This is a genomic window from Brevundimonas sp. (assembly GCF_027487935.1).
Taxonomy (GTDB): Bacteria; Pseudomonadota; Alphaproteobacteria; order Caulobacterales; family Caulobacteraceae; genus Brevundimonas.
This window is the reverse complement of the sequence record NZ_JAIYCP010000004.1, coordinates 53,261-72,999: the sequence shown is the minus strand read 5'-3', so window position 1 is coordinate 72,999 and position 19,739 is coordinate 53,261. Positions and strand designations below refer to the sequence as shown.

Sequence of the window (19,739 nt, the reverse complement as noted above, 5' to 3'; positions counted from 1 at the left end):
GGAGCGGGTAACCCTCCGTCAGTCCAGCCAGTCCGGCAGGCGCGGGGCCGCCTGCCCGGTCAGGGCGGCCGTGATGCAGTCTGACAGGCTGCCCAGCCGCACGGACCGGCCGCTCAGCCCGGGCCCGTAGTGGGCATATTTCCCTGAATTGGTCAGCACTGTCTGCGTTTCCGGCGGAAAGACAGGCTCCCGGATCGAACACCAGCAGATGTCCGGTATGACCTGTACCCCACTGGCCCTGAGCCGTGTCAGCAGTCCTTCCGCGTCGGCCTGCTGGATCACCTCGCGCCCGGCCGTGACAATCACCCGGGTCCCGGGATGTTGACGTCGGTCCGAAAGCCCGTCGGCCAGGGCCCGGCATTCCTGAAGCGAGGCATGCGGACTTCCGATCGCCACCAGTTCCACCGCCGCAGGGCCGCCATTCAGGTGCCCCCATGCGGCGCGCAGATCATCGCGGGTGATCGTCAGATGGTCGGCGTCAGGTGCCGCCGCTGTGGCCGCTTCGGGGGTCACACCCTCGATATGCAGCATGGGCGAGGCGGAAGTCGTTCCGAATGCCGCGCAAAGGGCCTTCAGGTCATCGCGCGACGGTTTGCCAGGGGCGAGACCCCGCAGCAGCGGAATCCGGTCGGGTGCCCGCTGTCCCGCCAGATAGCCGACCAGGGGCCAGAATCCGTCGTCGATCCCTTCGGGCAGATGAACGTCAATGACCCGCTGTGCCTTGCGGGCGGAGTCCAGATAGACCCCGGAATGGGGTGCCCGCCCGGTCAGGGCGATACACAAATCCAGGAAGTCCGGATGTTTCGCTGTGCGGGCCCCCAGCACGGTGTTGGCATAGATCACGGCATTGGATTCCGACCAGGCGATCACCTCGTCGGCCGCGGGCGCGCTGTCCAGCAGATAGGGCGCACAGGTAAAGCTGGGCCGGCAACCCATACTGACATAGGCATCGGCCAGTTGCTGAGCAGGGATGCCGAAATCCGTAGCTACGCCCTGTGCGCGCCAGTTCTGGCGATCGACGGAAATGGCATTCATCGTGGTGGTTATGCGGACGCGACCGCCCAGTTCGGCCATCTTCAGGGCAAAGGTCAGATTGGCCGGGCTGGCATAGATGCAGCCGTCGATATGGCCCTGGGACACATCGATCAGACGCTCTGCCCCCTGACTGGCGGCCATCGCGCAGATGATCTGCATCGACTGCTGAGCCGCCATGCCGGCATCACCGGCCAGCATCGTCCTGTCCGCCGGTGACAGGTCCAGAGTGGCCGTCAGCGGTGCCTCAATGGCCAGCCGGAGCCCCTCCGCCTCGAGCCTGTTGTCGATGATGCGGGCCTCTGCGACCCCTGTCAGCGCGTCAAATATCCGGGACGATACCCGCAGCACCGGCAGGACACGGTCAAACATCCTGGCGGCCACCAGGGCTCCAAGGGTCAGCACATCCTCGGGGTCCCGGAAGATCAGGGCCGAGGGCCCCCGTCCGCCCAGCACCAGGTCCAGCAAGACGCCGCTTCCGGTGCAGGACCCGCGGCTCGAGGGCATCACCAGCATCCTGCCCGTTACGGACTGGCCATGCAGCGGGTGATGAACGTCGATGATCCGCCCGGTCGCCGGATCGACACCGCCCCAGAAGCTCAGGGGCTCGTGTGTCGCGAGGATAGAACCGGCCGCATCGCCCGCGAGAATGTACTGTGCCTGCCCGACGTCCTGCATCGTCTCACCCGGATCCCGTCTTAGGGCGGGCATTCCGCCTGCCGTGACCGACCTCTGGCCACGGCGGTCAGGTTGACATGAAACCGAGGTCTCGACGCGTGAAATTCCTCAAATTTGGGAAGATGTTGTCGAGGTTCGCATCTGAAGTTCCGAGCCAGCGCCCCATCGTAGCCGCGTACTGATCGACCGAGGTTGTAGGAACGAGCGAAGCCCCCGTCATATCCGGATTGCGGAACGCGCCGAGATCGACACCCAGCGTAGGATATTGACCGTAAATGTCGCCCCCGCGCACGGCCCCGCCCATAACGAAATGGTGGCCACCCCAGGCGTGGTCGGTTCCGTCGCCATTGGTGGTGAATGTGCGGGAAAAGTCCGAGGCGGTGAAGGTTGTGACAGAATTCCGCATATTCATGCCGCCGACCGAGCCCAGGACGCCGTCGAAATAGGACAGGGCTTGAGCGACCTTGGCGAGGTTGTTCGGCTGGGCGGTGTTCTGGACATCGTGATTGTCCCATCCGCCGAGGCTGACAAAGAAGACCTGTCTGCGAAGACCCAGTGTGCTGTTCGCCGCGATCATCCTGGCCACGGTCTGCAACTGAACGGCAAGCGTATTGGTCTCGGTCAGGCCCGTAATCGGATTCACAAAGGTCGGCGGAGCCGGGATGGCGGTCACGGTCGATTGGGTGAAGGCAGAATTCAGTGTCGTCGCAGCCCCCACCGATCGCCCGGTGACGGTCGCATAGTCGGCCGCGAACAGACTGGCCGCACTTTCGTCCTGAATGATGTCGCGGACGCGCGATGGCGCGACGGTCGAGCCGAAGAGTGTCCCGGTCGAGCCACCGTTGATGACCACGGCCGGCTGGGCAGCTGTCGACATCTGATACTGGACCACGCTCTGGCCTGAGAGGAAGACGGCGTTGCCGGCTGTCGAGATCGCGGTGAACAGGCTGTTGGAGCCATTCAGACCCGACAGCACGTCGCCGAATCGGCCGCCCCAGCCAACTCTCGCACCTTCGGTGTTTCCGGCTTGCCAGGTCGACTGCTGGTCATTGTGTGAGAACAGATTTGCGGGAAAGGCGACCGTGCGTGCCTGATACTGGGCCTTGGTTATCGGCCGGATCAGAGTGCCGACATTGGCGACCACAGCCAGACGGTCAGCATCGAACAGCGTCTTGAGCGGGGCCAGCATCGGATGCAGCCCGAATGTCCGCACCGTGGCGTTGGTTCCAGCTGGGATCGGATTGGGCGTACGGGGGACGATCGGCAACACACCGCCCCAAGCCTCCGGTGAACGCGCCGTTACGGTGCGGCCGGTCACGGGTGATACGGAACCGATAGCCGCCGGCGGCGTGCCGGGTGGCATCAGGGCGATAGGATCATCGCCGGTATTGCGAGCCGCCCAATAACGCCCGAACGAGTCGCTGTCGGTTGCCAACACCGTGTTGTTGGAGTCGTTGCCGCCAAACAGGAAGACGCAAACCAGAGCCTTGTAGTCCGGTGCGGTCTGGCTGGCTGCGGACCCGGCCGCCGCAAGCTGGACGGCAAACGGGGCTGCAGCCCCCAGGATAGACATCCCGCCGCCGATCCGGAGCAGGTGTCGGCGGTCAAGCGGTGCGTTTGTCATGCTCTCTTCCTCACCGCTGAACCAGATACTCTGGCGAGATCATCGTCATATAGATTGCCAGCTTGGCACGGTTCAGCCGGGCAGCGTCGATCTGGGCCTGGGTCGCGCCGGCACCGGGAATGGCAACACTGTTCACGCTGTCAGTGATCCGTACCCGGAGTGTCGGCGACATCTGGCCATACAGCAGCAGACGGTTGACCCGGTCGACGAGGAGCGTGGCATCTCCGGCCACGGCTATCTCCGCAGTGTAGGCTGACCGCACGTCGGTGCCGGTACCGATTCCGGTCCCGATCACATTCTGCATGGTGTTGGCATAGCCGGCGACTGTCACTTCATCGACAATCTGGAACTCGGGTGCCCTCAGGCCTGCCGCACCAAGCCGGGTATTTGGGGGGATGTATCCGGGCCGGTAGAAGTTGAACACCGACGGCGACGCGAGCGGGGACTGTCCGAGCGAAGTGTTGGCGCTGGTTGAGGTGATCAGATAGTTCCCCGAGACCGATGTTGCGGAGAAGGCACGCATCCAGTTGGCAAGGCGGATCATCGGTTCACGTACCTTGCCGAAGGTCGTGCTGCTGATGGCTGTCATGTCGCGCGCTTCCGCATCCAGAAGGATGGCTCGAACCACTGCAGCCAGATCGCCGCGCACACCGGAACCGTTGTTGTTGAAGACCGTGGCGACCCTCTGCACATAGGCTGGACTGGGGTTGCTGGTGACCAGCCTCTGGATCAGCTGGCGACCGATGAACGGACCGACGTTCGGGTGGTTGAAGATCACATCGAGGGCCGTGTTCAGCTCGGCGGCGCCGTCGGTTGAACCGCCCGCGATTGTGGTTCCGAGGAACGTCTTCGCCGAGGTCGAATGGAAAGCCGGATAGAAGATCATCGGCCGGATGCTGGCGTCCGGGTCGCGGTTTCGGCCGAGGAAGGTGTTGTTGGTCGGGGTTGGCGAATACCAGCTCATGCCCGTGAACACCCGGGCGAGCCCCGCGATGTCGGCCTGCGAATAGGCCGGCACCGGGGCTCCGGAACCGTCCGTGACTACAGACCCGTCAATATTCAAGCGGTGCACGCCGATGGACATCAACTGCATGACCTCACGGGCGTAGTTCTCGTCGGGCTCCCGGCCCGTCGCAGTGTCTTCCTTCTGGTTGGCCAGATGGGTCAGGTAGACGCCCATCATGGGATGCAGGCTCACCTGCTGAAGGAGCGTCCGGTAGTTGCCGAAAGCGTTGTCTCCCAGCATGTCGTAGTAGGAACTGGCACCGCGCGCATCGACAGCCGGGTCGACCATCGAGATCACGAAGATCTCGGACAATGCGAGCTTCATCCGCTCGCGCAGCTGGGCCTGGCCGTTCGTGGAGTACGACCAGAAACTCTCATAGAAATGATTGGCGTTCAGCGTGGCCGTCGGTTGCGTGAGCCGCAACTGGACCAGCCGGTTATCCATGTAGACCCGGTGGGAAGAGGACGGGAGGGCCATCTGCTGGTCCAGCCAGGCCCGATAGCCAAGGGGCTTGAGCGCATTGATGTCGGCTTCGGTCGGACCAAAGGTCGCTTGGGTCAGAAAGCGCGCGGCTTCCGCATCACTCAGCGGCGCGGTTACCGGCGGTGGTTCGGGACCGGTGCCGCCGTCCTGTCCGCCGCCGCCGCCGCAGGCCGCCAGACCCGCAACAAGTGCAAGAGAGACCGCGATGGATCGCACCCGCCTTGCAACCAGACCAATTTGCATGAACTTCCCCCGAAGCAGACAGCGGGAAACCATCTCTCGAATCAGCGCTTTGGGCGAGAAAAATCGTGTTGGGTGGAGAAAATGTTTCCGAGCGCCGTTCGACGAAAATCGGCGCTGCCGTTTGCCGGATGCGCAGGGCGGCAGGTTTGGCTAGAGATCGCTAAGGGATGGAACAGGGTCCCGGTCGCAGTTGCCCCGCGCATGAAATCCTTACCTGCCTTCGCCGCTGCCTTTATCGCCCTGGCGTGGGGCGCTTTCCTGGCGACTGAGGCAAGGGCCCGCGTCCCGGATTCAGGTCTTGCCGGCTCGAACTACTATCTGATCAGTCTCGAAAAGGCCTCGCTTGAAGATGCGGCGGAGGCCGTACTGGTGCAGTCACTGCGGACGAGGGTTGTGATTGACCCGGACCTTGAGGCCGAGATCAGCTTTCGCGTCGCCGAGTCACTCACGACCACCGAACTTGCTGAGCAGTTCTCGGTGGCCTTGGCTGAGGAGGGCATTGCCCTGGTGCGGTCCGGGGACGGCTATCGCCTTATGGAAATGCAGGGTGCGCTCGCCCTCCGACCGCCACTTGATATCGTCAGCGTGCCGCCGCCTGAGATGCGTCTTGAAGTCTCCCCGCCCATGCCTCGGCCGGAGCCATCTGCAGCCGCTGCGGAGACCGGAACTGTTCCCGGGGGACGGTCTTACTGGCTGCTTCTCCTGCCTTGCCTGGTCGCCATCGCAACAGCCTCGACCTGGCTTCTCTGGCGTCGGGGACAGCCAGGCTTCCTGCAGGTCCTGCTCGATCGAGGTAAGCGCGAGCGCGAACTGACCCGGGACCGCGACGCGGTCATCGACCGGCTGCTTGCAGACCACCCGGTCGATCTTTCCGTGCTCGGCGGAGCCTGCGCCGTCGCGTCCCGGCAGGGTTGGCCGGTTGAACAGGTCCTCTGTGACCTGGGCGGGGTGGGCGACGAAGCCCTCGCGGATGCCTATTCCCATGTGACCGGACTCCAGCGCTGGTATCCCGCTGAACGCCCCCCGATCGGCCTCGGGGCGGGTCCGAACGGCTTGGCCGCCTTTCTCAGCGAGCAAAGAATGGCGCTGATTGAGACGGATGAGTGGGCCTTAACCGTGGCGACTTCAGATCCCCTCGACCATGCGGCTTTTGCGGAGCTATCGCGGCTAAGCCGCCGCATGGTCACCTTTGTGGTGGCATCCAGATCCGCGCTGACCGACACACCCTTCCATGACCCCGGGACCGACAAGCCTTCCCTGGACCGATTGGTCATCCCCTGGGCCCGCAAGCGGGACATGGACGGTGCTGCCCTGTTGGCCGCGATCTTGAACCGTCGATCAGACCAGCGTTCAGCGAACAGCCGCTCCGGTCAGTAGATGCCCTCTATCTCTGACGGCAAACGTGGTCCCGGAGGCGTGGCCAGCAGGCTGAAACCTCGTGTCGGCAGCGACTCCTGATCCCGCAACCTTTCGTACTGGGCCCGGGCATTCGCCGCCACGTCCACCGGATCCCGCAGAATGGTCGGACGCAGAAATATAAACAGCGTCTTTCGGGTGATGCTCTCCCGATTGCTGCGGAAGGCACGCCCCAGGACAGGTATATCGCCCAGCATCGGCACCTGGCTGTTCGACGACAGGCGATCGTCGCTGATCAAGCCTCCAAGTACGATGGTCTGTCCGTTGTCGGCCAGCACGGTCGTTTCGATGCTGCGGCGATTGGTAATCAGGTCCGCAGCACCGGCCAGATTTGCGTTCACCAGCGAGGACACCTCCTGGGCCACCTCCAGCCTGATCACGTCACCATCATGGATGCGCGGAATGACCCTCAGGGTAATGCCGACATCCTCACGTTCGATCGTTGTGAACGGATTGGTCGAGTTGCCTTGAGTGGTAAAGCTCCCGGTTCTGAAGGGAACGTTCTGACCGACAATGATCTCGGCCGGTTGGTTGTCCAGGGTCGTTATGCTCGGCGTCGAAAGCAGGTTGGCTCGGGTCGAACTGTTCAGTGCCTGGATCAAAATACTGAAGTCATCGCCGCTGCGGATCATGGCGGACGCGCCCTCCGGCGCCAGGGCAACAGCGCCGGGTGCACCAAGCGCCAGAAGGATTTGACGGAGGGAAACGCCGGCGTTCGAGAAGGATGTTCCGCCCGCGGAACCTGTCTGCACGGCGGCGGCACCCAGCCCCAGCTGAACGCCCAGCTGCTCGGCGAGGTCGCCCGTGACCTCGACGATCACGGCCTCAATCATGACCTGCGGGCGGCGCTGGTCGAGGTCTGCGATCAAGGCCGCCATCTCTGCGATTGCGGCCGGTGAACCGCGCATGACGACGGCGTTAAGCTCCGGGGCCGGCTGGATGTTGATATCGGCCAGCGAAAAACCGGCAGCTGCGCGGCCCCCGGGCGAGCCGACGGTCATAGGCCCGGAGCCCGGCCCACTGACCTGGCCGGCGGCTGTTCCGCCACTCGCCATCTGGCCAGCGACACTGATGTCCTGGTCTCTCGTTCCAAGCGCGCGTGCCACGGGATTGGAGGCCGAGTCGGAAGCGCCCAAGAGGCCACGGAGAACTTCTGTCACGGTCTCGGCGTCTGCGTGATTCAGCCTTACGACCCTGGTGACCGGTGCTGTGCCGCCTGGAACGTCAAGCGCTTCCGCTACCGCACGCGCCTCGCGAATGTCGTTGGCGTCGCCCCGGACCAGGACGATGTTGCTGCGCTCGTCCACCGCGACACGGATTCCCCCGCCCTCGCTGCCGGCACCGAGCAGAGAGGTGATCGACTGGCCGACTTCGGATGCGCTGGCATATCGCAGCGTCAGACTTTCGAAGGCCTGGCCGCTTCCACTGTCCAGGGCCTGCGCAAGGATTTCGATCCGCCGGACATTCTCCGCATAGTCGGTGACGACGATGGCCGGCGGGGCATTGATCGCTTCAAGACTGCCGAATGAGGCGACCAGGGGGCGCAGAACCCGCACGGCCTGATCGGGTGACAGGTTTTGCAGGCGGATGAGGCGGGTCACGACCTCCTGGGATCGTGCGCGGCGCAGATCAACGCCCGAACCGCTCTGGATGACCGCCGCCTGGGGCACGATCCGCCAGGATGCGCCGCTGCGAATGGCGGCATATCCATGAACACGGAGCACAGACAGGAACAGATCCCACACGCCGGCTGGAGCCAGTGGTTCGGACGAAACGACATTGACCGTTCCGGCGACACTGGGATCGAGGATCAGGGTCCGGCCGGTAATCCGTGAGACCTGCTCGGCGACGTCCTTGATCTCGGCACCGCGCATATTGACCACAACGTCGCCCACGGGCGGCACGGTCTGCGTCCAGCCGGGCCCGGCCAGAGCGAGGCCCAGGCAGAGTGCGAGCGACAGGGATTGGCGGTAGTGCTTCAAGAATGTGCTCCTAGCGAAGAGGAAACGAGAGCGTAATCCGCCGCCCGTTCCTCAGCACCTCGACGCGGGCACCGCCCGACAGAATGGCTTGATCCAGCACCGACCTGGCGTTCCCGAGGGTTCCGACCGGCTGGTTGTTGACTTTCTCTACGACATCGCCCGGCTGCAGGCCGGCTGCACGCAGCGGGGCTGGTGGGTTCTCGCCCACCCGATATCCCGCCGACGTCGCAGTGACGTTCATTTCGCTCGCCAAAGCCTGCGGGTTGCCCGCAAGCCTTTGTCGATACTGCTCGACCACCACGGCGTTCATTCCACGCTCCGCCGCCGCGACCGGCTGGCCAGCGGTGCCTGCTCCGGCTTGCGGAGGGGGCGGGGCCGATGTCCGTTCAGCGACCGGAACAACCGGCTGACCACCGGCCGCATCGACAGGCTTGGGAAACTCCAGTCGCTCTGCCTGTCCATTGACCTGAAGCACTACGTGATCCGCGGCAATTGACTGAACCACGGCCCCGCCGCTGAGCGTCTGTCCCGGGAGGGCCACGGTGGCTGGAGCATCGCCGACCGAAATCAGGGCACTGGAGGCCTCTGCCGGATGGGCCATGAAAATCGCTTTAAGGGTCATGCCCGAGACGGATCCCTGGGCATCAGCTACGACGCCGCCGAACGGTGCCAGCGCCAGGATAGCAGCGATGTCCGTTGAACGCCCGACTACCGCGGGCTCGACGACCAGGGCAACGCGATCGCGCCCATCATTCAGTCCTGCCAGACGCCAGAACATTCCGGCAAGGCCAAAGGCGAGGGACGCGATCACCAGCCCCGTAAGGATCGTCAGGACCAACGCTTGTCTGCGTTGATCGAAGACGGTCCAGTATTTCAACCAGCTCCGGTTCATACCGCCGATCGTCCGATATCGACAAAGCCGGTCAGTACAGCTGCGGCGCTGTCCGTTCCGTCCGCTGCGACACTAATCGTGACCTTCGCGAGTTCTGGATCCTCGGTGGCGTCGACGTCTACGGACACATCCCAGTTTCGTCCCAACATCTCGACCCGTTCGCTTCCCTCAGCCAGGTTTGCGGGGTCGAGTTCCAGTTCGATCAGGCGGTTTTCTGCAACCCACTGGGCGATCGTTCGCTGTTGAATCCCGTCGACCTGGTCGACATGCGCCTCCGTCGCGCGGACCAGCCCCGTGCCCGCGATAGCGAGAATGGTCAGCGCAACCAGGGCTTCCATCAGGGTAAAGCCCTCACGGCTGGCGAGGCCGGTCAATCGCGTCATGAACGGGGCGCTCCGGAGGAGGTCGAAACGTTCAGACCATCGAAGAAGACTGTCGCCGACCGTGAAGCGTCGGTCAGGGACAGCTCGAAAGCGATCAGGGACGCGTCCGTCATATCGATCAGGGCGGGTTCGGCAGCGGTGAGGGTCAGACTGCGGGGCAGGTCGTGCCGCTGGCCAAGCAATGCGTGGGTATCCGGCATCCAGCTTCCGTCCGCTGCAGGTGTAACGAACTGATATCCGCGTGAATCCCAAACCAGAGCAATCGGCCGACGCGTTACCATGGCTTCATCCGCAGCGAGACCGATACGTTCAGCCAGTTTGTTGGCCTCGGTCTGGACCGTCAATCCGCGATCGGGGCCACCGATCCCCAGAACGACTATCGTCGCCATTACGGCGACAATGGCGAGCGTGACCAATACCTCGATGAGGGTCATACCGACACGGTGCCCCCGGGTCACGGCTTAGCGGTCCGCAGCCGAAAGATCTGCATCGAGCCTTTCGCCACCCGGCTGACCATCCTTGCCGAGGCTCGATAGCTCGAAAGCTCCGCTCTCTCCGGGACTCCGGTAGGCGTAAGGATTGCCCCACGGATCAAGCGGAACAGCCGGCAGGTAACCTTCAGGCGACCAGTTGGCGGGCTGCGGCGGTGCCGCCGGTCGGCTCACCAGGGCCTCGAGCCCCTGTTCGGTCGTCGGATAGTCGCCGTTGTCGAGACGATAGATTTTCAATGCTGCCGAGATCGTGCGCATATCGGTCTTGGCAACCGTCACCCTCGCTTGATCTGGCCGACCGATCACGTTCGGCACGATAATGAGCGCCATCACACCGATGATGGCCAAAACCACAATCATCTCGATCAAGGTGAACCCACCCCGGCACACCAGAATTTTTCTGGCGGCTCCCGGTTCCGCAGGTCGCTCAAGCTCTGGCGTCACAAACATGATGCCAGCTATACATCGGTCGCCAAGGGGCGCCCATGCCTGAACGAGATATCGATTATGCGCCGGAAGTCACCGGCGGTCAGCGACCAGGCCCGGCGTATGGCGTGTGGTCGCTCGGTGCCGATGGGCTCGTGCTCAGGGACGCCAGCTGGACCGGGCTGCCCGTTGTCCTGGTCCCGACGGAGGAGGTGAGGCTTCTCGGCGTCGACCTGCCGATCGCGAACCGGGCACGACGGGCCGCCGCACTTCCTTTCGTGCTGGAAGATGAGGTTTCGGAGCCAATCGAGGTTCTGCACGCGGCCTTGGGCGAGGCGCTTTCGCCGGGTCGCTATATGGCCGGCATCGTCCGCCATGATCTGATGGCCCAATGGTGCGAGGTGATCGAGGCGGCCGGTCTTGAGACCGCGGCTGTCCTTCCCGACGCCCTGACACTCCCGCGGGCAGATTTCGGCAGTTGGTCGGTGGCTGCCAGCGCGAACCGCGTCATGGTGCATGGGCATGACGGCACGGCGTTTGCGGTGCCGTCATCGGTGTTTTCTGCTGTCTGGCAGGCCGCTGATCGTCCCCGGTTGATTTCATACGGGGACGAATTGCCGCCGGAGCTCACGTCCGAGCCGGGTTCCGCTGCCGTTTCGGGGCCGGTGTCCTGGGCGGGTTCCATAGCACTCGACCTTCGCCAGGGGCGCTATGCCCCGAAGTCAAAGCGCGCACCCTGGCTCAAGCGGCTTCTACTGGTCGCCGGCATCGGGCTGCTGGGGCATGTGGCGATCCATACCGTGGACACTGTGGCCCTGATCATCACGGCGGATAGCAGACGGGCAGAGGTGGCAGATCTGGTCGCCAAGGCCGGTGGACCGGTCAGCGGGGATCTCGCCGCGACAGCGGAAGCCATGCTCCCTCGCGCCAGCCAAGCAACCGGCCTGCTTCCCGTGCTTGTTCGAGCCGCCGAAGTCCTTCAGCCCGTCGCGCAGACCATCTCGTTTCAGTCCTTGGCCTTTGAACGGGCGACCGGGCTAACCATGGAAGTCGAGGCGTCCGATCTGGCAGCCCTTCAGGACGTCGAGGCTGCCTTGCGTGGTGCCGGTCTGGCCCCTGTCAGTCGCGGAGCTGTCGCCGAGGGCGGGCGGGCCCGTCAGACCATTATCCTGTCGCCTCAAGAGCAGGTACCATGAGGTCGGCCTTCACCTTGCCTGCCTTCGTCGGCTCCCTGATCAGCCAAGGTCGAACCTGGTGGGAAGATCGTGCACCCAGAGAACGGTCCCTGCTGCTCGTTCTGGTCACGATCTTGCTTCTGTGGGGATCATGGGTCGGGATTTGGCTCCCGCTTCAGCAAGCGCGGACGGCAGCACAGTCGGAGATCCGGCTCTATACCGAGCTCGCGACGCGACTCCGAAGCGCAGGCCCGACGCTGCAGACTGCGGCTGCCAGTCCAATACGGTCCCAACCTGTCCAGATGATCGTCACGATTACCGCCAGCGAATCTGCGCTCCAGATTCGCCAGATCGAACAGCAAGGCGAGCTGACCCGCGTGGTGCTTGAGGCCGTGGATTTCAATCGACTGGTTCAATGGCTTGATCGTCTGGAGCGCGACGCCGGCGTAACCGTCGCGGCCGGCAGGATCGAGCGCCAGACCGCGCCCGGCGTCGTCAATGCCCGGTTGTCGCTGGTGCGCCGATGAGTGAGCCGACTGTCGACAGTGCGACGTCGACGTCGACGGATTACGGTCTGTCATATGCCTTCGCACGCCGAGCCGGCGTCCTCGTCAAGACGGACGAAAATGGTTGCCTGCTCTGTAACCATCGAATCCCGCTCAAGCTGGAAGCAAGGCTCGAAGTGCAGCGGGTCTTCGGACCTGACGTGCAGTTTGTGCCGGTCGATGAAGAGACCTTCGAAGCCGAGTTGCAGGGCCAGTATCGCAGCCTCGCCGGGCAGTCCTCAGACTTTACGGTTGCGTCCGGCGATGATCTGGCCGCCCTGGCCCAGTCTGCCGTCATGGTCGATGATTTGCTGGACCAGCGAGACGACTCTCCGGTCATTCGCCTGATCAACGCACTGCTTCTGGAGGCAGTTCGGGAAGGCGCGTCGGATATCCATATCGAGACCGAGGAAAAGCGGGTCATCGTCCGCTTCCGTGTGGATGGCGTGCTACGGGACAAGATCGAGCCTGATCGCGCTCTGGCTCCTCTCCTGGTCAGTCGCATCAAGGTCATGGCCCAACTGGACATCGCGGAGAAGCGGTTGCCGCATGACGGTCGGGTCAAGCTGCGGGTCGGCGGATTGGACCTGGACGTGCGTGTGTCGACGGTTCCCACCCAGTATGGCGAGCGGGTCGTCATGCGACTGCTGGATCGTGATGCGACTCGTCTGGGACTGACCGGGCTGGGCATGCAGGAGCGGGATCTTGCGGTCTTTGAGCGAATGATCGCCCGGCCTCACGGGATCATACTGGTTACGGGCCCAACGGGCGCGGGCAAAACCACGAGTCTCTATGCGGCCCTGACCCGGCTGAACGACCGGCGTCGCAATATCATGACTGTTGAAGATCCCATCGAGTACGAACTCGAGGGAGTCGGTCAGATACAGGTCAACAGCCGCATCGACCTGACTTTCGCGCGCGGGCTGCGATCCATCCTGCGCCAGGATCCGGACGTGATCATGGTGGGAGAGATCCGTGATCAGGAAACGGCCGAGGTCGCTGTCCGGTCCAGCCTGACGGGCCATCTGATTCTGTCGACGCTGCACACAAACAGCGCAATCGGCAGCGTCACTCGGCTTATCGATATCGGAGTCGAACGCTATCTTCTGGCGCCGATGTTGGTCGGGCTGATCGCCCAACGGCTGGTTCGACGTCTTTGCCCTCATTGTCGCGAGCCTTCGGAGGCAACAGCGGTGGACGCGGAGGCCCTGGGAGGTGCTCTGGAAATCGGCGTCCGGATCTGGCGGGCGCGTGGATGCCCGGATTGCCGGCAGGAAGGCTACAAGGGTCGTCTTGGGCTCTATGAGGTGGTTGAGGTCGACGAACGGTTGCAGGCGCTCATTCACGATGGTGCCTCCGAACTGGAACTTGGACAGGCGGCTCGCCTCTCGGGCCCAAGCCTGCTGGACGACGCCAGGGCCAAGTTGCTGGCCGGGCTGACCACAGTCGATGAGGTGTATCGCGTTGTTCAGGATGAGACCTGAGCCATGCCCGCCTTCAGCTACAGGGCAGTAGACCAGACCGGCAAGCCGATACGCGGGGTCGTGGAGGCGCCGAACGCCTCGGGGGCCCGAAGAGCTCTTCGCGACCGCAATCTGATCCCGACATCGGTCGAGCTGACGACTGAAGCGGCTGTCGGCCCGGGAAGGCGCGACATCGATCTGGCTCGCCTTTTCCGGCCCCGCGTCGGTAACAGGGCGCTTGCTGCCCTGACCCGTCAGCTCTCGACAATGATCGGCAGCGGCATTCGCATTGAACAGGCTCTGCGCATCATTGGCGACCAGAATGCCAAGCGGCCGGAAGGCTCCGTGTTGCTCAACGTCCGTGGTGCCATTCTCGAGGGGCGCAGCTTCGCGGTCGCCCTGGGAGAACACCCCCGAGTTTTCCCTGACTATTACAGGGCGTCAGTCGCTGCAGGTGAGCAGTCGGGCCAACTCGATGCCGTGCTCGCGCACCTGACCGAGTTCGTCGAGAGACGTGAGCGATCCCAGCGCAAGGTCCAGTTGGCGCTGATTTATCCCGCCCTTCTGGCGGTTGTATCGATGCTGATCGTCGTTCTGATGCTGGTCTATGTTGTGCCGGATATCACAAGAGTATTCGTGTCCCGGGGCGCGGAACTCCCTCTTCTGACCCGGGGCCTGATCGGCCTCAGCGACATGCTGCAGAAGCTGGGCTGGATCTTGGTGATCCTGCTGGCAGCCAGCGTTCTGGCGACGCGGCAATGGCTGCAAAGTGAGGCCAATGTCCTGACTGTGGCCCGGCTGATCGCGCAGCAACCGCCAACGGCGAGGTTCAGCATGCAGATGAATGCAGCGCGGTTTGCCGGCAGTTTGTCGACCCTCGTTCGCAGTGGAGTACCGCTTGTGGACGCGGTCAACGCCGCAGCCGCGGTGACCCCTAATGCCTGGGTGCGCAGCCGGGCCCGATTGGTGGCCGCAAGGTTGAAGGAGGGCGCAAGTCTGCAGCGGGCGATGACCGAAGCGGATTGCTTTCCGGCCATGCTGGTCGCCGTGGTGGCAAGCGGCGAAAGCAGTGGCCGGCTGGGTGAGGCCCTTGCCCGGGCAGCAACCGACCTGGAAAGCGATACCGAGGCCCTGACGGCCACAATGGTGTCCCTGGTGGAGCCCGCCATTCTGCTCTTGATGGGCGGGTTGGTTCTCCTGCTGGTGCTGGCCATCCTGATGCCGATCGTCAACCTGAACAGTCTGGCGGGCATCTAGTGTGGTTACATCTGCATCTCGATTGAGGTCTGACCGAGTGCAGCAGGCAGGATTTGCGTGCCAGCCTCGAGGACTTTCGCGGTCAACTTGCCCGAACGGTCGATTGTCATCTGTACGAGTCGCTCGCCCTGCGGCCGTGCGGTGGGTACCAGCCAGGCAGACGTCCCATTGGCTCCGGTGACGGCGCTGCCGGTCATGGCCGGCACTGCGACGCGCTCCGGATCTGTGCCGGCCTCGGCCCAGCATTGCCCGGCACCGCTACGGACCTCGCCGCTGATGCGCGACCCCGGGCCGGCTATCACGATCTTGTCCAGTTTGACCGCAAAGCTGAGGTCACAACGAACCGGCAAGTCCTCGATCAGGGTGTTGACCAGGCCGGGACCAGCGATCCCCGCGACGTTGTTCAACTCCAGTCGCCTGGGCCGCCAGATGGCTTTCGCTGTGATGTCGGTAGGCCCGCCACGGATCACCACGTCGGATGCGACTCCGAGGCTCAGGATCGATCGGATAGGCGCCAGCCGCCAGGATACAGCGGTCTGTTCCCCGATCGCGACCTCGCCATTCCAGATCGTCCCTGCGGCATTGGTTCCGCCGTCACTGGTGGGTAAAATCACGATCCGGGCGGGTGCGGTGGCAATGAGGGAGACTGCGAAACTGGCAAGACCCAGAATCGCAAGGCGCCGGGCCCCGACCTGTCGTACAAGAGCGGCAAGCGGAGTTTGATATGGCAATGGATCGTCGACAGTGGCTTCGCTTTTCCGGCTCGGCTGGATTGGCATCGCTTGCTCCTTCGCTCCTCACCGCTTGCGCTCCCGTTCCCGATACTAGGGCCCGGTCCGTGAACACGCCACGCATAGCGGCTCTGCTGCCGATAACTGGCTCGTCGGCTGATGTGGGCCTGAGCATGGAGCGAGCCATAAACCTGACGCGACCGGCCGAAGAGCGGGAGCCGGGCTTTATCGTCCTCGACACCGGCGGAACAGCAGAGGGCGCGCGAGTATCGGCCGCCCGTGCCGTATCGGGCGGTGCCGAGCTGCTTTTGGGTCCGCTTTTCGCCCGCGAAGTTCAGGAGGTTCTGGCCGTCGCCGGCGGCGTGCCTGTGCTGACCTTCTCCAACGATGGCGATCTTGTGGGCTCGGGTGCCTTCGTTCTGGGTTTGACGGCGTCGCAAGGCGTATCCGCAGTCCTTGGCTATGCCCGTGGCCGAGGAGTGCGGCGGGTCGCCGCCATCCGTGACACGGATCCCTGGTCGCGGCAGTCGATCGACGCGGCCCGCAAATCAGCCCTTTCTTTGGGGATGGAGCTTTTCGAGATCGATGCTGCCGAAGGGATGGCGGCAAGTGACACCGGTGCCTGGTTGATGACGGGTTCGGGCGGGGCTTTGCCGGATGCCGTGTTGTTCTCGCAATCGGGGACCGGGACCATTCCGCTGGCGGCCCGGATTGCTGGTCTTGGGCTGCAAATTCTGGGGCCGTCCCGCTGGAGCGAGGAGTCGCCCGACGTTCTCGATACTGTGAACGGAGCCTGGGTCGCCGCGCCCGAACCCGCTGTCTTCGGAGGGTTCGCCGAGGCCTTTGAAGCGAGGCACCGGACCCAGCCCGGCTTGCTGGCTGGTCTTGCCTACGATGGAGCCAAGATTGCACGCCGTTTGCTGCTCTCGGGTCGGTTGTCACGAGATGGCCTCGCGTCGCCCGAAGGGTTCGATGGTGTGCTCGGTGCGGTGCGTTTTTCGGGCGATGGTCGGTGTACCCGTGATCTCGCAATCCAGGTCGTGAATCGGGGCAGCCTTCGGGTGGTGAGCCACCTCGCCGGCTCATGAGGAACAGGGTAGCTGGCGGCCCGGTCCTGAGGGCTGGCTTCACCCTCATAGAGGTGATGGTCGCGCTTGGCCTTTTTGGCCTGATTGCCCTGGCCGGGTTTACCCTGCTCGACGGCGTCATCGGTGCCAGAGAAAGACTGGATGGACGGCTGGCCCGGACGGCAGAACTCCAACGCGCCATGTATCTGGTTTCTCAGGATTTCGAGTCGCTGGACAGTGGTCCGCTCGAGCTTTCTGGTACGAATCTCGGCTTTCGTCGCTCGTCCGCCACCGCGGTCGGCGGATCCACTTCGGTGCAATACCGGCTGATCGACGGAGGCTTGAATCGGCGGGTCGGTGACCGGGCTGAGCAGCGCTTGATTTCCGGTGTCACGGCCGTCGAATGGAGCTTTCATGTTCGGGGTCAGGGATGGTCCCGCCAGCCGCCGGGGCCTGTCCCCGGCGGTACCGTAAGGGGTGCCGAGCCGAGGGCTGATGCAGTCGCCTTGACGGTTGTGCTGAGCGACTCCCCTGACGGGTTGGAGGGGCGCCTGCGCCGAGTGGTGCAGCTTCCGGAACTGCCATGACCACGCGAAATCCTTCTGGCCGTAAGGGTATGATCCTGCTGAACGTTCTCCTGGTCGTGAGCGTTGCTGCGATCATGGTAACGCTCATGATGACCTCTCAGGAGGTCGCGATCGATCGTACCGTCCGGTTCCGTGAAGCGGCCCAGGCCAGGGCATATACGCGCGCGGGCGAAGCCTCGGTCATCGTCGCGCTCAGGCGCGATGCAGTCGAGGCTTCGGCAAGTGATCACGCCCGAGAGGCCTGGAGAGCCGTCGAGGATCAGAACGTTGTGATCGAGGGAGGCCGTTTCAGCCTGCAGGTTCGGGACGATCAGGCCTTCTTCAACCTTAACAGTGTCGGATCCGGAAATCCGTTGGCCCGGGCTCGTTTCGCTCGGGTTCTGGAGGCGCTTGGGCTGTCGGATCAAATCCTGGATCCGGTTGTCAGCTATGTCAGCACAACGGGTCCTTTGGCGAACCTGGGGGAGCTTCGGGTGGTCGGATTGCAACCTGCAGAGATCGAGACGCTCTCCCAACTTGTTGCAGCTCTTCCCCGCGAGACAGCGATAAACATCAATACGGCGGATGAGCGCCTGCTGGCTGTGCTCTTCGACAGTCCGGTCACGGCCCGACTTCTGGCATCAAGGCGGCAACGTTTGGGCTATCTGACGCCTGCCGATCTGTCAGGGCTCAATACCCTCGTGCCTGCAGGTGCGGGGTTTACCTCGAACTTCTTCACCGTCGAGACGGAGGTCCAGGTTGGAGAAACCCGTCAGCGAACTGCCAGTGCCCTTGTCCGTCGGGCCAGTCCCGCTGGAGCGCAGGTTGTTGTCTATTCGAGACAAAGGCTCTCCCCCTCGCTCGCGGAGAATGCGGGTGGGTCGAACCAGCACCAAGTGGTTTCCGACTGACCGGATCCGGGCTCAGGGTGGACCGTGCTCCGCCCCGCTGGCCGGGTTTTGCAAGGTCGGCGTGCGCCTAAGAAGGCCTCGCTGAGGCGATCAAAGTGGGAGCAACGGCCGTCCCGAAACCGCCTGCCAGAAAACAGCGGCGGTGATCGCCACATAGCCCGCGATGGCCAGCCGGGTCAGCAGGTCAGCATGGCGGCGATTTACCGCCAGAAGGATCAGGGCAGTGACCGGCAGCACCTGGGCGGCATGGATACCGAGGAAGTGCGGCGGGCGCAGATCGCCGGCTGTGGTCGACCATCCAAGAAAGGGCAGACCCCCCGCGTCGCTTGCCGGCCCCCCGACCCAGTGACCGCCAATCTGGGCGCTCATATAGGCACCCGTCGCGGTTCCGAGCACGAAGGTCAGGACAAGACCCCAGCCCAGCGCACGACGGAAGGCCGGTGGATCGCCCGCATCATGACGCAGCACCCCGATACCCTGGACCAGCGCAGTCGAGGTAAGGATCACGGCCCCGACACCCATCAGGCTATACATGGCGATGGTGAAGCCGTTGGAATAGTTGAAGTGGGAGGCCTGTCCCCGGCTGGCCTGAAAGGCGATGTAGCCGACCTCGAACAGGGTCGACAAAATCGCTGCCCAGACCACATAGCGGCCGGCCCGGGTGTGGCGCCAGCCCACAGGCAGCCGGGTAGCGACCCAGGACGCCATCAGCAGGAACAGCCCGGTTGAAAGCAGGAATTTCAGCGGCTTGTCCCAGATGCCGACGTCATTGAGTGTGCGGTCGTCGATGAGGGCCAGCCAGCCAGTGGGGATCATCGCCATCAGAATGAGCGCGCCGACGACGGCCATCGCCGGCTCCCAGCCCCTGAACGACGGGGTATGCCTGTCACTGTGCGCCTTGAGCGTCATGACCCCACCTTCGGGCTCATCAACGGCCGCAACAGCACATAGGCGAGGTAACCGACGGGTCCGGCGAGGAAGGTCGCCAGAAGGATCGGGGTCAGGAGCAGGGGGCTGATACCCGCCGCCGAGCCGGTTCGCGCGATCCAGCCCCCGACGAAGAGATCGAAGGCGAGGTAGTGGATCCAGCCTGCCAGCAGTACCTCCGGCACGGCGAACAGGGCTGACACGGAGGCGAGGGAGGCGAAGCCACCGCCATCACTCTGACCCCAGTAGCTGAACAGCAGGACACCGTAGGCGACCGAGAGCAGTGCAGGCACGACATAGCCGGTTGCCGGATCAACCCAACGCCGCAACGCCGGGATGAACCGGGCTGCGATCAGCGCGACCCAGGCGACCATTGCGCCGGCGCTGGTGATCGAAAAGACCGCTTCAGGCATCGTTCAGCCTCCATTGCTTGACAGTGTC

19 protein-coding genes are annotated in these 19,739 nt (G+C 63.8%); 8 read left to right on the top strand and 11 right to left on the bottom strand.

The genetic code is table 11. The annotated features are described in order from the left end of the window. Positions 1-18: 18 nt before the first annotated feature. The 3 genes from Q0053_RS02005 to Q0053_RS01995 are packed head-to-tail and all read right to left on the bottom strand — an operon-like array spanning position 19 to position 5,066. The gene (locus Q0053_RS02005; RefSeq protein ID WP_298095287.1) at positions 19-1,743 is read right to left on the bottom strand and encodes an aconitase family protein; all 1,725 of its coding nucleotides are present in this window, start codon (positions 1,741-1,743) and stop codon (positions 19-21) included. A gap of 34 nt (positions 1,744-1,777) precedes the next feature. Next, complete coding sequence (locus Q0053_RS02000; protein WP_298095284.1) at positions 1,778-3,334, bottom strand: DUF1501 domain-containing protein; 1,557 nt, start codon at positions 3,332-3,334, stop codon at positions 1,778-1,780. Between the two features lie 10 nt (positions 3,335-3,344). Then, complete coding sequence (locus Q0053_RS01995) at positions 3,345-5,066, bottom strand: DUF1800 domain-containing protein (RefSeq protein ID WP_298095281.1); 1,722 nt, start codon at positions 5,064-5,066, stop codon at positions 3,345-3,347. Positions 5,067-5,147: 81 nt separating this feature from the next. On the opposite strand from Q0053_RS01995, the gene Q0053_RS01990 reads away from it, so the two are divergent. Beyond that, positions 5,148-6,443 carry a hypothetical protein gene (locus Q0053_RS01990; protein ID WP_298095366.1) on the top strand — a complete coding sequence of 432 codons (1,296 nt, stop codon included), beginning with the start codon at positions 5,148-5,150 and terminating at the stop codon, positions 6,441-6,443. On the opposite strand, the gene gspD is transcribed toward Q0053_RS01990, so the two are convergent. Genes gspD through gspG form a run of 5 tightly spaced genes read right to left on the bottom strand, consistent with a single transcriptional unit; the run spans position 6,437 to position 10,620 of the window. Further along, positions 6,437-8,464 (bottom strand): type II secretion system secretin GspD, encoded by a 2,028-nt coding sequence (gene gspD, locus Q0053_RS01985; protein ID WP_298095279.1) that lies wholly within the window; start codon positions 8,462-8,464, stop codon positions 6,437-6,439. The genes Q0053_RS01990 and gspD overlap by 7 nt on opposite strands. 10 nt (positions 8,465-8,474) lie before the next feature. Continuing rightward, entirely contained in the window at positions 8,475-9,341 is an 867-nt protein-coding gene (locus tag Q0053_RS01980) for a type II secretion system protein N (protein ID WP_298095276.1), read from the bottom strand. Positions 9,342-9,352: 11 nt separating this feature from the next. After that, positions 9,353-9,730, bottom strand: coding sequence for a type II secretion system minor pseudopilin GspI (gene gspI / locus Q0053_RS01975; protein WP_298095273.1), 378 nt, complete (start codon positions 9,728-9,730; stop codon positions 9,353-9,355). A gap of 5 nt (positions 9,731-9,735) precedes the next feature. After that, a complete protein-coding gene (locus tag Q0053_RS01970; RefSeq protein ID WP_298095271.1) occupies positions 9,736-10,173 on the bottom strand; it encodes a prepilin-type N-terminal cleavage/methylation domain-containing protein in 438 nt (145 codons plus the stop codon). Between the two features lie 27 nt (positions 10,174-10,200). Next, positions 10,201-10,620 carry a type II secretion system major pseudopilin GspG gene (gene gspG / locus Q0053_RS01965; protein ID WP_298095363.1) on the bottom strand — a complete coding sequence of 140 codons (420 nt, stop codon included), beginning with the start codon at positions 10,618-10,620 and terminating at the stop codon, positions 10,201-10,203. A 95-nt stretch (positions 10,621-10,715) separates the two neighbouring features. Between gspG and gspL the strand changes: the two genes are divergently transcribed. From gspL to Q0053_RS01945, 4 genes are read left to right on the top strand one after another with little or no spacing between them, the layout of a single operon-like run. After that, positions 10,716-11,852, top strand: a complete 1,137-nt coding sequence (gene gspL / locus Q0053_RS01960) for a type II secretion system protein GspL (RefSeq protein ID WP_298095268.1) — start codon at positions 10,716-10,718, stop codon at positions 11,850-11,852. Beyond that, entirely contained in the window at positions 11,849-12,358 is a 510-nt protein-coding gene (gspM, locus tag Q0053_RS01955) for a type II secretion system protein M (protein WP_298095265.1), read from the top strand. The genes gspL and gspM overlap by 4 nt, the downstream gene beginning before the upstream one ends. Continuing rightward, positions 12,355-13,860 (top strand): type II secretion system ATPase GspE, encoded by a 1,506-nt coding sequence (gene gspE / locus Q0053_RS01950; RefSeq protein WP_298095262.1) that lies wholly within the window; start codon positions 12,355-12,357, stop codon positions 13,858-13,860. The genes gspM and gspE overlap by 4 nt, the downstream gene beginning before the upstream one ends. A gap of 3 nt (positions 13,861-13,863) precedes the next feature. Continuing rightward, complete coding sequence (locus tag Q0053_RS01945; RefSeq protein ID WP_298095259.1) at positions 13,864-15,096, top strand: type II secretion system F family protein; 1,233 nt, start codon at positions 13,864-13,866, stop codon at positions 15,094-15,096. A 5-nt stretch (positions 15,097-15,101) separates the two neighbouring features. Here the strand turns inward: Q0053_RS01945 and Q0053_RS01940 are convergent, their stop codons facing one another. After that, positions 15,102-15,875, bottom strand: coding sequence for a hypothetical protein (locus Q0053_RS01940; RefSeq protein ID WP_298095256.1), 774 nt, complete (start codon positions 15,873-15,875; stop codon positions 15,102-15,104). A gap of 59 nt (positions 15,876-15,934) precedes the next feature. On the opposite strand from Q0053_RS01940, the gene Q0053_RS01935 reads away from it, so the two are divergent. The 3 genes from Q0053_RS01935 to gspK are packed head-to-tail and all read left to right on the top strand — an operon-like array spanning position 15,935 to position 18,371. Continuing rightward, the gene (locus Q0053_RS01935) at positions 15,935-16,915 is read left to right on the top strand and encodes a penicillin-binding protein activator (RefSeq protein WP_298095253.1); all 981 of its coding nucleotides are present in this window, start codon (positions 15,935-15,937) and stop codon (positions 16,913-16,915) included. Further along, the gene (locus tag Q0053_RS01930) at positions 16,912-17,481 is read left to right on the top strand and encodes a type II secretion system protein J (RefSeq protein WP_367276669.1); all 570 of its coding nucleotides are present in this window, start codon (positions 16,912-16,914) and stop codon (positions 17,479-17,481) included. The genes Q0053_RS01935 and Q0053_RS01930 overlap by 4 nt, the downstream gene beginning before the upstream one ends. Then, positions 17,478-18,371 carry a type II secretion system minor pseudopilin GspK gene (gspK, locus tag Q0053_RS01925; RefSeq protein WP_298095247.1) on the top strand — a complete coding sequence of 298 codons (894 nt, stop codon included), beginning with the start codon at positions 17,478-17,480 and terminating at the stop codon, positions 18,369-18,371. Before Q0053_RS01930 ends, gspK begins: the two co-directional genes overlap by 4 nt. A gap of 90 nt (positions 18,372-18,461) precedes the next feature. On the opposite strand, the gene Q0053_RS01920 is transcribed toward gspK, so the two are convergent. Beyond that, positions 18,462-19,220, bottom strand: a complete 759-nt coding sequence (locus Q0053_RS01920) for a hypothetical protein (protein ID WP_298095244.1) — start codon at positions 19,218-19,220, stop codon at positions 18,462-18,464. 56 nt (positions 19,221-19,276) lie between these two features. Continuing rightward, the gene (locus Q0053_RS01915) at positions 19,277-19,711 is read right to left on the bottom strand and encodes an ABA4-like family protein (RefSeq protein ID WP_298095241.1); all 435 of its coding nucleotides are present in this window, start codon (positions 19,709-19,711) and stop codon (positions 19,277-19,279) included. Positions 19,712-19,739: the final 28 nt, after the last annotated feature.

Excerpts from the sequence above, each read along its gene's own strand:
- gspM (WP_298095265.1), top strand. The coding sequence starts at position 11,849 with ATGAGGTCGGCCTTCACCTTGCCTGCCTTCGTCGGCTCCCTGATCAGC.
- Q0053_RS01940 (WP_298095256.1), bottom strand. The coding sequence starts at position 15,875 with ATGCCAATCCAGCCGAGCCGGAAAAGCGAAGCCACTGTCGACGATCCA.
- Q0053_RS01915 (WP_298095241.1), bottom strand. The coding sequence starts at position 19,711 with ATGCCTGAAGCGGTCTTTTCGATCACCAGCGCCGGCGCAATGGTCGCC.
- Q0053_RS01990 (WP_298095366.1), top strand. The coding sequence starts at position 5,148 with ATGTTTCCGAGCGCCGTTCGACGAAAATCGGCGCTGCCGTTTGCCGGA.
- gspK (WP_298095247.1), top strand. The coding sequence starts at position 17,478 with ATGACCACGCGAAATCCTTCTGGCCGTAAGGGTATGATCCTGCTGAAC.
- gspE (WP_298095262.1), top strand. The coding sequence starts at position 12,355 with ATGAGTGAGCCGACTGTCGACAGTGCGACGTCGACGTCGACGGATTAC.
- Q0053_RS02000 (WP_298095284.1), bottom strand. The coding sequence starts at position 3,334 with ATGACAAACGCACCGCTTGACCGCCGACACCTGCTCCGGATCGGCGGC.
- Q0053_RS01995 (WP_298095281.1), bottom strand. The coding sequence starts at position 5,066 with ATGCAAATTGGTCTGGTTGCAAGGCGGGTGCGATCCATCGCGGTCTCT.
- Q0053_RS02005 (WP_298095287.1), bottom strand. The coding sequence starts at position 1,743 with ATGCCCGCCCTAAGACGGGATCCGGGTGAGACGATGCAGGACGTCGGG.
- Q0053_RS01945 (WP_298095259.1), top strand. The coding sequence starts at position 13,864 with ATGCCCGCCTTCAGCTACAGGGCAGTAGACCAGACCGGCAAGCCGATA.
- Q0053_RS01920 (WP_298095244.1), bottom strand. The coding sequence starts at position 19,220 with ATGGCCGTCGTCGGCGCGCTCATTCTGATGGCGATGATCCCCACTGGC.
- gspL (WP_298095268.1), top strand. The coding sequence starts at position 10,716 with ATGCCTGAACGAGATATCGATTATGCGCCGGAAGTCACCGGCGGTCAG.
- Q0053_RS01930 (WP_367276669.1), top strand. The coding sequence starts at position 16,912 with ATGAGGAACAGGGTAGCTGGCGGCCCGGTCCTGAGGGCTGGCTTCACC.
- Q0053_RS01970 (WP_298095271.1), bottom strand. The coding sequence starts at position 10,173 with ATGACCCTCATCGAGGTATTGGTCACGCTCGCCATTGTCGCCGTAATG.